The organism is Corynebacterium sp. HMSC11D10 (genome assembly GCF_001806995.1).
In the GTDB taxonomy this organism is placed as follows: Bacteria; Actinomycetota; Actinomycetes; order Mycobacteriales; family Mycobacteriaceae; genus Corynebacterium; species Corynebacterium coyleae.
Genome location: NZ_KV787028.1, coordinates 126,421 through 138,597 on the forward strand (window position 1 = coordinate 126,421; position 12,177 = coordinate 138,597).

The 12,177-nt window shown below is 62.6% G+C and carries 13 protein-coding genes; 2 read left to right on the forward strand and 11 right to left on the reverse strand.

Annotated elements, in window-relative coordinates; all coding sequences use genetic code 11:
- The first annotated feature begins 7 nt into the window (after positions 1-7).
- Together eccD and HMPREF3120_RS02510 are read left to right on the forward strand one after the other, a co-directional pair.
- The gene (eccD, locus tag HMPREF3120_RS02505; protein ID WP_210384487.1) at positions 8-1,300 is read left to right on the forward strand and encodes a type VII secretion integral membrane protein EccD; all 1,293 of its coding nucleotides are present in this window, start codon (positions 8-10) and stop codon (positions 1,298-1,300) included.
- A gap of 2 nt (positions 1,301-1,302) precedes the next feature.
- Complete coding sequence (locus HMPREF3120_RS02510; RefSeq protein ID WP_083284744.1) at positions 1,303-2,499, forward strand: S8 family serine peptidase; 1,197 nt, start codon at positions 1,303-1,305, stop codon at positions 2,497-2,499.
- On the opposite strand, the gene eccB is transcribed toward HMPREF3120_RS02510, so the two are convergent.
- From eccB to map, 11 genes are all read right to left on the reverse strand, one after another.
- Complete coding sequence (gene eccB / locus HMPREF3120_RS02515; RefSeq protein WP_070450589.1) at positions 2,438-3,742, reverse strand: type VII secretion protein EccB; 1,305 nt, start codon at positions 3,740-3,742, stop codon at positions 2,438-2,440. The genes HMPREF3120_RS02510 and eccB overlap by 62 nt on opposite strands.
- Positions 3,743-3,801: 59 nt before the next feature.
- Positions 3,802-5,907 carry a DUF6541 family protein gene (locus HMPREF3120_RS02520; protein WP_070450591.1) on the reverse strand — a complete coding sequence of 702 codons (2,106 nt, stop codon included), beginning with the start codon at positions 5,905-5,907 and terminating at the stop codon, positions 3,802-3,804.
- 33 nt (positions 5,908-5,940) lie between these two features.
- On the reverse strand, positions 5,941-6,771 hold the full coding sequence (gene truA, locus HMPREF3120_RS02525) for a tRNA pseudouridine(38-40) synthase TruA (protein ID WP_070450593.1): 831 nt from the start codon (positions 6,769-6,771) through the stop codon (positions 5,941-5,943).
- Positions 6,772-6,850: 79 nt separating this feature from the next.
- Positions 6,851-7,345 (reverse strand): 50S ribosomal protein L17, encoded by a 495-nt coding sequence (gene rplQ / locus HMPREF3120_RS02530; protein WP_070422747.1) that lies wholly within the window; start codon positions 7,343-7,345, stop codon positions 6,851-6,853.
- A 46-nt stretch (positions 7,346-7,391) separates the two neighbouring features.
- A complete protein-coding gene (locus HMPREF3120_RS02535) occupies positions 7,392-8,405 on the reverse strand; it encodes a DNA-directed RNA polymerase subunit alpha (protein ID WP_070422746.1) in 1,014 nt (337 codons plus the stop codon).
- A 102-nt stretch (positions 8,406-8,507) separates the two neighbouring features.
- Complete coding sequence (gene rpsD, locus HMPREF3120_RS02540; protein ID WP_070422745.1) at positions 8,508-9,113, reverse strand: 30S ribosomal protein S4; 606 nt, start codon at positions 9,111-9,113, stop codon at positions 8,508-8,510.
- Between the two features lie 27 nt (positions 9,114-9,140).
- The gene (gene rpsK / locus HMPREF3120_RS02545) at positions 9,141-9,542 is read right to left on the reverse strand and encodes a 30S ribosomal protein S11 (RefSeq protein ID WP_070422744.1); all 402 of its coding nucleotides are present in this window, start codon (positions 9,540-9,542) and stop codon (positions 9,141-9,143) included.
- A 3-nt stretch (positions 9,543-9,545) separates the two neighbouring features.
- Positions 9,546-9,914 (reverse strand): 30S ribosomal protein S13, encoded by a 369-nt coding sequence (rpsM, locus tag HMPREF3120_RS02550; RefSeq protein WP_070422743.1) that lies wholly within the window; start codon positions 9,912-9,914, stop codon positions 9,546-9,548.
- 173 nt (positions 9,915-10,087) lie between these two features.
- Positions 10,088-10,306 (reverse strand): translation initiation factor IF-1, encoded by a 219-nt coding sequence (gene infA, locus HMPREF3120_RS02555; protein WP_070422742.1) that lies wholly within the window; start codon positions 10,304-10,306, stop codon positions 10,088-10,090.
- Positions 10,307-10,478: 172 nt separating this feature from the next.
- The gene (locus tag HMPREF3120_RS02560; protein ID WP_070422741.1) at positions 10,479-11,276 is read right to left on the reverse strand and encodes a L,D-transpeptidase; all 798 of its coding nucleotides are present in this window, start codon (positions 11,274-11,276) and stop codon (positions 10,479-10,481) included.
- Positions 11,277-11,327: 51 nt separating this feature from the next.
- On the reverse strand, positions 11,328-12,119 hold the full coding sequence (gene map, locus HMPREF3120_RS02565) for a type I methionyl aminopeptidase (protein WP_070450595.1): 792 nt from the start codon (positions 12,117-12,119) through the stop codon (positions 11,328-11,330).
- Between the last annotated feature and the right edge of the window lie 58 nt (positions 12,120-12,177).

Consider the following 12,177-nt stretch of genomic DNA (forward strand, 5'->3'; position numbering starts at 1 on the left):
CCACATTGTGCGCGTAACCGTACGTGTTTCTGTTGCGGCGTTTCACCGCGATATCGATGTCACACTGCCGACATCCTCAACGTTTGCAGAGGTGCTGCCCGAATTGGCGCGTCTTGTGGAACTGCCGCAGATCCACCGCCCGTGGGAAATCTCCACGGCAGGCGGACGCCCACTCGACATGCACACGCCGTTGTACGCGCTCAAGCTTCACGACGGCGCCGTGATCGCCCTGCGCCCCAAAGAACCCATCGCACCTCCCGTGGTACGCGACGCCGCCGACGCCCTCGCGCACGCAGGCCGCAATGCCCGCAGCGTGCGCGGCCTCGACACCGCCGCAACCCTCGTAGGGTTAGCGTGCATTGCGTTGCTGCTCAGCATGTTTGCCCCATCTCCCGCGACCTTCGCCGTCACCGGGTTATGCGCGCTCACCCTCGCTGCTGTTGCGAAATCGCCCGCCGTGTTTGCTGCAGCGCCGTTGTGCCTCGGCTGGGCCGCCGCCACATGGGTCATCGGTGGCACAGAACCGAACCTGCACAGCACAGACGTTGCTCTTGGCGCCCTCGCAGGCGTCGTCACAGCCTTCATCACCGTCGGCATTGGAGTGGCTCTGCGCCTTGCGGGCCCTGCATTGGTGGCGTTTGCTGTCACGGTTGGTGTGCTCAGCGGCATCGGCATGTTAGGCACCTGGCTGCCCGCCGCAAACGCGCCTGCCGCATTATCCGTCCTCACCGGCCTGTTTACGGTTGCCGCCACACCCGGCATCGCCACCCGTGCTGCAGGCCTTGCCGTGGCGCACGTGCCCACCGCCGGCGAAGAATTCGATCGCGCCGACGAATACCAACCAGACGTCGACGCACGCAGCCGAGTCGCCACCACCATCGCCAGCGCAGTCACCGCCGGAATTTCCACAGTGAGCATCCCTGCGCTCCTCCAGATCGGCAGCAGCGGCGGTGCATGGAACTTCGTGTTCTGCACCTGCATCGCCGGCGCACTCGTCGTCTACGCATCGCGCCACCACTGGGCTGCAACCCGCATTGCGCTGATGGCGATAGCACTCGCGGCAGTCATTGCTTCCGCCATCAGCATCGTGCGTATCGACGACCCGCATCCCGCCCTCATCACCATCGCCGTCCTCACCGCACTGGCTGCTACAACCACCGTGCTGTGGGCCCGGCGCGTACCCGACCTAGAACCGACAACCGTTGTCTGGTTCGAACGTGCCGAAATCGCCGCCCTCATCGCCGTCATCCCACTCGCGGTACACCTCACCGGGGTCTTCGACCTGATTCGAGGGCTGTAACAATGCGCACACGTTCCCTGCCCGCTTCCGCACTGTTGCCACTGTTGCTCGCCATGCCTGTACTCTGCGCACCTGCAGCACTCGCGCCGGGCTCGCTTACCTACGCCTCCGCCCAAGACATCGCCTGCGCCGTGCCTTCGGCAGCACAACCACCAGGTGAGACACCTGCGGAGCTCCACGAGCTCCGTCGCTTCGCCACCGGAGCCGGCGTGCGCGTCGCCGTCATCGACACTGGCGTCGCTCCACACTCGGAACTTAATCACCTGCGCCCCGGAGCCGGCTTTGTCGGCGACAACGCGCTTGCGGACTGCGACAGCCACGGCACCGTCGTCGCCGGCGTCATCGCTGGGCGCACGCTCGGCATCGCACCAGATGCGGAGATCCTGGCGGTGCGTCAAACGTCAGCCCATTACCGCGGTGGCCGCGACCAATCTGTCGCGGGGGACCTTGAGACGCTCGCTTCTGCAATCAACAACGCGCTCGACGAAGGTGCGCGCGTGCTCAACGTCTCTGTCGTGTCCTGTGTGGACCCGGGGCTTGCCTCACGCATTGATCTCAATGGACTGCGCGGCGCGTTGCACCGTGCCGAGGCCGACGGCGCAGTCGTCGTCGCCGCATCCGGCAACACCAGCGCCGATTGTGAACCAGGCTTTAGCGTGATCCCGGCTCTGTTTCCCACGGTGCTTGCTGTGGGGGCTCGCGAGGACACCCACACGCTCGCGTCATACTCCATGCCAGCGGAAATCTCCGCAGCCGGTCTTGTCCCACACGCGCTCGCATCCAGCGGCAACGGCTGGGCCGACGGCACGCTCACCCGTGACGGGTCACGCCCGTACGTTGGAACCAGCTTCGCCGCACCGGTAGTCAGTGGTGCGGCCGCGTTGCTCATGCAGCGCTACCCCGGCATCACGCCAGACCACGTGCGCACGCTCATCACCGCCGCAGCACAACACGGCGGCGGCGCCATCACCCCGCACAACGTGATCAGCCAACTCACCCCGGACGACATCGCGCCACGGGACACCGTCACCGTGGCCCCAACAGAGCGCACCGCCTCCTTGGCCGCGAAACGGTTCAGCAGTGTCGGCCTCGGCGCAGTTGTGTTCGCTCTACTGGGCGCCCTTGCGCTGTGCGCTGCTAGTACGTGGCGGTCAAAGCCGCAGCCCGGGTCAGCTCCTCGCCCTCCGGCAAGAGGCTGACAATCTCCCAAGGCACGCGCTCGACATGCACCGCACCCACCGTGGCAAGTGTTTCCGCATCGGGTGCACGGTGGCGCAACCCGTTGCTCGCCACGACGTGGAAGCCATGTCCGGAATCCACACCGATCGAGCCATCCGCAAGCCCCGCAAAATGTGTCGCCACCGACGCCCCAGACAACGCAATCGCCGAAGCATCACCGGATCGCACTGCGCCGTACCGTGCTGTACCGGCGTGTTCTGCACCGTCGTGTTTTGTACCGTCGTGTTCTGTACCGGACTGCACCGCGCCACCACGGTCCTGGTCCACGCATACCGTCTGCTGCACCGGGTCAACCCACTGCGGGCGACGCTCTGGAATCGTCAGCCCTAAGTCCCCGTCCTGATACGTGGCTAACTGTTCGCGGCCGATGCTGCGTTGCTTCGCGCCAGCATCCAACAGCACTGCCTGCTGCACCTCACTGAGCGGCTCGATTCTCCCGTTGAACAGCGCCCACGCACCGCTCTCAGCGACCAATACTTCTGGCAGCCGGTCGGGCGCAGGTACTGATACCGGTGGCAATTCCTTCAGCGCCGTCATCACCTGCAACGGTGGCTCCCACATCGGAGTGGTGTGCCCGACCCCCAACGCACGGCGCACAATACGCCCCTGCGGGGACGCCGCATCAGGCAGCAACTGTCTGCCCTCACCAGTCACCAGCCATTGGCGGGTGCCGTCGGTGGCCAGCACGGTATCGTCGCCAAGCAAAGGCTCCGGACGCTGCCCCGCAACCACCGTCACACGGCCCGGCACCGCACACACCGACCATGCAGCATCAACCGCACCCTCCGGCGCAAACATCGCCGGCGCAGCCACAATGCCCACCTGAACGCCACGTGGCATCGCCGCCAAATGCTCATCACCCACCCGCGACGGATCAGCCGCCGCACCAGCAATCAAGCGTGCAGAAGAAAGATTGGTCACCGGATGAACAGTGTCATCAACACGCACATACAGCGTGCCGTCCGACGCCCGCAGAATCGGGGCATCCCCCGGATCTGCATTCGGACGCATCCACGCAAACAACCCCATCACCCCGGCGATCATCACCACCGCAGCAACACCAAACACCGTGGCGCGATGGCGCGCCGACAACGGGTCATGAATCATCCGGATATCCCCGAACAACAACCCATGCTCCATACGACGGCGCATGAACTGGTGGCCCGAAACCTGGGCACGTGTAGTAGGCAAAAGTTTCGCCATAATTCCCCCTCCCCCGAGTAAGTACTCAACAGGCTACAGCCTTAGCACCCCGCGCGCATCTACCAGGCGGCTACACCGGCATCTTCAAGCTCGAATAGCTCATCCGAGCCGTGGTCCTGTCCGTCTTTGCGCATCGCCCGCAACTGGGCGGCAGAAAACTCGCTGTTGACCGCAAACACCGACGTCGTGCCCTTGCGATACACCGGCGTCACCCCGTTTGACGCCCAGAACGCTCGCAGCATCGGATACTGCGGCTTCTGGTACGCCCAAAACGAGCCCGGGCTGAGAACAAAGAACCGCACATCCAGATCCTTCAGCGCCCGCTCCACCAACTCATTGTTGTCTTCTCCGATGAAGTCCGCGTGCTGGAAAATTGTGTCGTGCGCTGAGCCAATCCCGCCGGTCGGCCATAGGTAATGGCGGGAAACCGACGGCAACCCGTTGTAGGCATACATCCACGAATATCCATCCGCAGGATCACCCATGATCGTGCCTTCCCACGCTGCGTCCTGGGTCGCCAACCAGTCAAACACCTGGAGGTCATCCGCGCTTACCATCCGTCCGCTTTGGCGCGGGGTAGCAAACGCGTCCTGTGCACCAGCCTCAGTGTGGTTGCGTACCTGTGGCACCGCCGCCGACCCGGCGATCACCGCCACCGCGATCGACGCCAGCACCGTGGCTCGCTGCCCCGTACCGGTTCGTGCTGCGAGTGGAGCGAAGGTGACAAGGCGGATAATCACAGCAATGCCGATGGCGGCCGCTACCCACACGCACATCACCACCGGCATGATCAGCCGGTGCCCCGTGCTGTAGTGCAGGTTGCCCACCATGGCCAGTACATCGCCCCACGCGTTATCGAATGGTGTGAGCGCATTTGCGGTCACCGCAAGCGAAACCACATACAACAGCACAGGCCACACCTGGCCGCGCCACAGCACCAACGCCAGCGCGCCTGCACCGGCGAGCCACAGCATCACCGTCGGGTCGAAGTCCGGGAAAAACTGAGAGACGTGCCGGGTGTCCATCCGAAACGCACTCCCCCACGCGCCGCCGCGGCCTAGTTTCTCCTGCGGCGCCCACGAGGCAACCTCACTCGCCTGGTCCGACCCCGCCAGCACTTGGGGCAAAAACACAAGCGTTGCCGCGGCTGCCGGGAGTGCCATCCACACCGTATCGCTACGACGCGAGCGCACCGGGCGAACCAGCAGCGACGTCGCCCACGCAAAGATGACGCCGAGCACCACCACGGTCACCGCAGCCGGGTGTGTGCACAACACGCCAAGGAACCCGATCGCAGCAGGCAGCGCACCCGCATGTCGTGCCGGAACTCCAAGGAACTGCCAAACCACGATGCCGGTCAGGGTCATCGCAAACAGGTACGGCCACATCCCCACGTAGTCGGGCACCCACAGCAACTGCGGGGCCGCGTACGCCATGATCGCGGCAAACGCGGCGGCAATCTGCGCGGTGAGCCCAGTCGAGCGCATAAACGCGAACACCAGACACACCATGGTCAGCGGCAGTGCCACCGCTGGCAGCACCGTCGACGCGATGTTGACCGCCCGAATCGGCTCAAGACCAGCAGCCTCCGCAAAGAGAGCAACACCCGCGTGGAATCCCGACGGGTAGAACAGCCGCGCGTGCGTTTCGAAGTTCTGCAGCTCGCCCATGCGTGTCGACGACGCCACGCCCGTCTCCATCACAAACCGCACCGCATTCGCATGCCACTGCGAATCCCACCCCTGGACGATATTGTCCGCACCGTTGGGCATCTGAGCCAACCACGACAGCCGGTCCGTAACTGCCATCCACGCCGCGACCACTACCCCGACAAACGGAATGCCCCAGTGCGTCCACTCCACCTTGCCGGGAAAAAGCGCACGGCGCCACGGCACATCACCACCGCGGCGGGCCTTGCGCGCAAACGCATAGCGCCACCCGCCAGCCACCGCGAGGGCAAACACCATGCTCACCCCGAACGTCCACAGGTTAAACGGCGCACTAGTCACGCCCCACATCCACGACGACACTCCGATAACACCGAAGGTCACCGGCAGCGCCGCGGTCACCGCTGCAGGAACTCGGAGGCCTGCAACCCACGCCACCAGGAATCCGGGAAGCAGGAAAAACACAACTGCAAACCATGCTGCGGCTGCTGTGGTCATCGCACCTCCCAGATTGTCAGTAACCCAAGCATGCTACATCTCGCGACGCGCGCGGGTAGCTTCGGCGCGGGCAGCTAACTCAGAATCAGCGGGATACTCGACGCCGACCAACGTCAGGCCACGAGCGGGAGCGAGTGGGACTTCGGGCGCGCGTTCGTCGCGAAGCAAGAGCACCTTTGGCCAGTCACTCCCCCGGCGGCCCTCCCCGACGGTTAAACACGTCGCGGTCAGCGCGCGAACCATATTCCAGCAAAACGCATCCGCAACAATGCGCGCTTCGTACACGGTGTCCTCGACCTGCGACCACTCGAAAGAATGCACGTCGCGGATCGTGGTGGCATGCTCCTTCGGGCGGCAAAACGCCGCAAAGTTGTTCAAGCCCACAAGCGCATCGGCACACGCCTGTGTCGTCTCAAGGTCGATAGGTTTTGGCCACACCGCCGTATCGCGCGCCCGTGTTGGCAACGCACCTGCCGGATGCGTAGTCACCCGATATACGTAGGTGCGAGCCAACGCCGAGAAACGCGCGTCAAACCCCTCTGGCGCTTCCACGACATTAAATACGCGGACGTCTTCCGGGAGCAGTTTTGCTAATCGACGAACCAACCGTCCCGGGTCCCCCTCAATCGAACGCTGATCAAGGCTGCTGCGAGGAATATCCACATGGGCGGTCTGTCCCGAGGCATGGACTCCTGCGTCGGTGCGTCCAGCGACGGTAAGGGAGACGCTACTACGCAGCACGAGGCTCAACGCCTCTTCGATGGTCTGTTGGACTGTGCGGATGCCGCTTTTCTGGCGCGCCCAACCGTGAAAATCGGTGCCATCGTAGGCGATATCCAAACGCAGCCGCATCGTCTCATCCATGGCGATCAATCTTATCTGGGCAATACAAAACGCCCAGCTACACGGGGTAGCTGGGCGTTACGCGAGGAAGGAAGTGAGTTTACTTCTCTTCCTCAGCAGCGGTCTCCTCTGCCGGAGCCTCGGTGGTCTCCTCTGCCGGAGCCTCCTCAGCCTTGGCCTCCTCAGCCTGGCGGGATGCAGCTGCGCGTGCAGCGCGGGTTGCCTCGGTGGTAACGGTCTCCTCGAGCACCAGGGAAATCTGGGTCATCGGAGCGTTGTCACCGGAGCGGTTCGGGAGCTTGATGGAGCGGGTGTAGCCGCCCTCACGGTTCTCGAACTTCGGCGCGAGCTCGTTGAACAGGTAGTTAACAACCTGCTTGTTCGGCAGCTCAGCGAGGACTGCGCGGCGGTCAGCCACAGTGCCCTTCTTCGCCTTGGTGATCAGCTTCTCAGCGTACGGACGCACGGCGCGTGCCTTAGCGTCCGTCGTCTTGATAGCGCCGTTCTCGAAGAGGGACTGCGCCAGGTTGGCCAGAATGTGCTTCTGGTGCGAGGCGGACCCTCCGAGGCGGGCACCCTTCTTGGGGGTAGGCATATTCGAACTCCTCGTATGCGGTTAGTTGAGCGCGTGCTCTGTTGTGTTACTCGGTCTCGTCCGCGCCGTCGTCCACGAAATCGCCAGTTTCGGCGTCGTAGCCTTCGAGCTGGGTCGGGTCGAAATCTTCCGGAGCGTCCTTCAAGGTCAGGCCCAGGTTAGCGAGCTTGATCTTGACCTCGTTGATCGACTTCTGGCCGAAGTTGCGGATGTCCAGCAGGTCGGTCTCGCTGTACTCAGCAAGCTCGCCCACGGTGTGGATCTCCTGACGCTTCAGGCAGTTGTAGGAACGAACAGAGAAGTTCAGGTCCTCGATCGGCGTGGAGTACGCAGCGATGTACTCGGACTCCTGAGCCGACGGGCCGATCTCGATGCCCTCTGCAGCGGTGTTGAGCTCACGAGCCAGGCCGAAGAGCTCCACCAGGGTGGAACCAGCCGACGCGAGCGCGTCACGTGCGGTCATCGAGTTCTTCGTCTCAACGTCGATGATGAGCTTGTCAAAGTCGGTGCGCTGCTCAACACGAGTTGCCTCAACCTTGTAAGCAACACGGGTCACCGGCGAGTAAATCTGGTCGACCGGGATACGGCCGGCCTCTCCACCGGAGTTCGGCATAGCCGGGACGTAGCCACGGCCGCGCTCGACAACAAGCTCCATCTCCAGGCGTGCCTGCTCGTTAAGGGAGGCGATGTGCAGATCCGGGTTGTGGATCTCCACGCCTGCCGGTGGCTCGATGTCACCTGCGGTGACGTCGCCCGGCCCCTCGACTGCAAGCTGCATGACTACCGGCTCGTCAAAGTCGGAAGACAGCACGAGGTCCTTGATGTTGAGGATGATCTCGGAGACATTCTCCTTGACACCGTTGATCGTGGTGAACTCGTGGAGCACACCGTCGATCTTGATGGACGTCACGGCTGCGCCCGGGATGGACGACAGCAGCGTGCGACGCAGGGAGTTGCCCAGGGTGTAACCGAAACCAGGCTCGAGCGGCTCGATGACGAACTTCGAGCGGTTGGTATCGATGTACTCCTCGGTCAATTCAGGACGCTGAGAGATGAGCATGAACTTCTCCTTTGGCTCCCGCTATATGAAGCCGGTAGGGACTGATATGGAAGATTCCGTGCACCGTGGACGGCGCGCGGGGTGAAGCAAACGTGTGAAAGTTTACTTCGAGTAAAGCTCGACGATGAGCTGCTCCTGCAGCGGCACCTCGATCTGAGCGCGCTCGGGCAACTGGTGCACGAGGATGCGCAGGGTGTCCGGAACGACCTGCAGCCAAGCCGGAACGACAGCGTCCAGGAGGTTGTCCTGAGCCTCTTCGAACCACAGCATGTTGCGGGACTTCTCACGGACGTCGATGATGTCGTACTGCGTTACCGCGAACGACGGAACGTCGATGCTCTTGCCGTTGACCGTGAAGTGGCCGTGGGACACGAGCTGACGTGCCTGACGGCGGGTCTTAGCCAGACCAGCACGGTAGACAACGTTGTCCAGACGGGACTCCAGCAGGATGAGCAGGTTGTCGCCGGTCTTGCCCGGGCGACGGTTCGCTTCTTCGTAGTAGCGACGGAACTGCTTCTCCATCACACCGTAGGTGAAGCGGGCCTTCTGCTTCTCCTGCAGCTGGAGCAGGTACTCGGATTCCTTGATGCGAGCGCGACCAGCCTGCCCCGGAGGGTACGGGCGACGCTCGAAGGACATGTCGCCGCCGACGAGGTCGACGCGGAGGCGACGGGACTTACGGGTAGCAGGGCCGGTGTAACGAGCCATGTCTCTTTACCTCTTTTCCTTTCAGCCTTAAACGCGACGACGCTTCGGCGGACGGCAGCCGTTGAACGGCTGAGGCGTCACGTCGGAGATCGAAGACACCTCCAGGCCGGCAGCCTGGAGCGAACGGATAGCGGTCTCGCGGCCGGAGCCCGGACCCTTGACGAAAACGTCGACCTTCTTCATGCCGTGGTCCATTGCCTTGCGGGCAGCGTTCTCTGCAGCCATCTGCGCAGCGAACGGCGTGGACTTACGGGAGCCCTTGAAGCCAACGTGGCCGGAGGACGCCCAGGAGATGACGTTGCCCTGCGGGTCCGTGATGGACACGATGGTGTTGTTGAAGGTGGACTTGATGTATGCGTGGCCTGCGGCCACGTTCTTCTTGACGATGCGACGTCCGCGACGTGCACCGGAACGAGTCTGAGTAGCCATAGGTTACTTCTTCTTTCCTGCGATGGTCTTCTTCGGGCCCTTGCGGGTACGCGCATTGGTCTTGGTGCGCTGGCCGCGGACAGGCAGGCCACGACGGTGGCGCATGCCCTGGTAGGAGCCGATTTCGATCTTGCGGCGGATGTCTGCCTGAACCTCGCGGCGCAGGTCGCCCTCGACGGTGTAGGAGGACTCAATCGCGTCACGCAGAGCGGAGAGCTGGTCATCGCTCAGATCGTCCGTGCGCAGGTCCGGAGAAATGCCCGTCTTCTCGAGCAGTTCCTTGGATCGGGTTGCACCGATGCCATAGATGTAGGTGAGAGCGATCTCCATGCGCTTATTGCGCGGGAGATCAACACCAGCTAGACGTGCCATGAGGTACGTACCTTTCGGGTTGTTACGGTGGTTTTCTCCCCACCCGTCCACGTCAACCAACGCTTTATCCGGACCGTGCCGGAGGATGGGTTGGGATTACACGCGGCTCCAGCCACCGTGGCCGGAGGTAAACGACCCACTATGAGCAGGTCTGGGTGAGGAGGCTGAAATGCTTACTTGTAGCGGTAAGTGATACGCCCGCGTTCCAGGTCGTAGGGAGAGAGCTCCACCACGACACGGTCCTCAGGGAGGATGCGGATGTAGTGCTGGCGCATCTTGCCACTGATGTGGGCGAGAACCTCGTGCCCATTGTCGAGTTCGACACGGAACATGGCGTTCTTCAGGGGCTCGACGATGCGGCCCTCAACCTCGATTGCGCCTTCTTTTGCCATACACTCCACTTCCTACACTGCCCGCAAATGTGCAGGCAGAAACGTTTTCTTACCGTGACAGTCGGTACATGCCAACACTTCGTGGCAGCACCGCTGGACTACTTTATCCGCTCACCTGCGAAAACGCAAAAGGCCCCAGCATTTCGCCGGGGCCAATATGCAACAAAGATGTCTAGTAGACGTAGACCTTGTCACCGATCTGCAGATCACTGAAGTAGCGCTGTGCATCACCGCGGTACATGCGGATGCAGCCGTGAGACAGAATGCTCGGGTCCCCCTCATGGAACGCAATACCGTTGTAGGTGAAGTACGTGGCGTACGGCATCGGTGCGTTGCCGAACTCCCAGGAGATCTCGTCCTTGACCTTACGGTTGACGTAGAAGGTGCCGCGCGGCGTCTCGTAGCCCGGTCGGCCCGGACCAATCAGGCCCGACTGGTAGTACATGACACCGTTGTTCTGCAGCCAGGAACGGCGACCATCAATGTCAATGCAGGCCTTGGCATCGGCCGGGCACGGACCGTAGTCAAAGCCAGCACGCGGGTTCGGAGCCGGCGCCGGAGCAGGAGCTGGTGCCGGAGCGGGAGCCGGCTTCGGTGCAGGCTTCGGCTTCGGAGTCTTCTCGGCGATGAGTCCGGGGAAGAAAACCTCCACGATCTCGTCGATACGCTGCTTCGCCTTCGCCGGCAGATCCGGGCTGATATTCGCCAACCCGTCTGCCTGCAAGCGCAGGTTGTTGCGAAGATCCCAAGCTGCATCCCGTGCAGACTTATCCAGGTTTGCAAACGCGGTGTTTGCCGACGAGGACAGCGCATCAAGGCTGGAGGTCGCAACCGGATTCGGGGCCGGAGCAGGCGCTGCCTGCGCAGTCACAGGTGCGGCGAGCGTAGCGACGACACCAAAACCGGCGGCAAACGTAATTGCACGTCGCTTCAACGGCGACTGCTTTGCATGGCGAGGACGGTAAGACATGCCGGAAGTATAACCGTATAGCTATGAATCACGCATCGACGCGCCAGCCGTTTATACGCGCGGAGTAAGAATTCGTGGTCCCTGAGCGGTCGCCGCCACAGTGTGTTCCCAGTGTGCTGCCGGCGAGCCATCGAGGGTGGTAACCGTCCATTCGTCGTCAAGTACGCGCGTGTCGTAGCCACCACCCAGGATCAACATCGGCTCGATCGCCAACACCGAACCTTCCTGAATCACAGGACCCCGATTCGGCTTGCCCTCATTGGCCAGGTACGGGTCTTCGTGCATCGTGCGGCCAATTCCGTGCCCGCCGTAGCCATCCACAATGCCGAGCTCAACGCCGAAACACTCCTCGGCGGCGTAGGTTGCCAACTCCAACGCGTGAGACACGTCAGTGAGCTTGTTGCCCGGAACCATGGCTTTCAGACCTTCTGCGAGCACCCACTCGGTTGCGCGGTTGAGCGCGTCCACATCCGGTGCAAGTTCACCGATACCGAACGACCAGGCACTGTCCCCTACCCAACCGTTGAACGTCGCGCCGCAGTCGATGGAAACCAGGTCCCCTTCATTGAGCACCACGTCAGCGGATGGAATGCCATGGACCACCACATCGTTGACCGACGCACAAATCGAGCCAGTAAAACCGTGGTATCCGAGGAAGGTCGGCACCGCGCCATGGTCGCGAATGACGGTTTCCGCCACCTTGTCAAGGTCAAGCGTGCTGACACCCGGCTTTGCCGCAGCACGGACCTCCTGCAGCGCGACACCGACAATGCGGCCGGCTGCCTCCATCGCATCGAGTTCGTCGGGGGTTTTGGCAACAATCTTGCGTTTGCGGAATGCCATAGCGGGGTGCTCCTTTGTGGTGGTCGTCGATAAGCAAAAAGCGAAAGGCCGGTGCGAA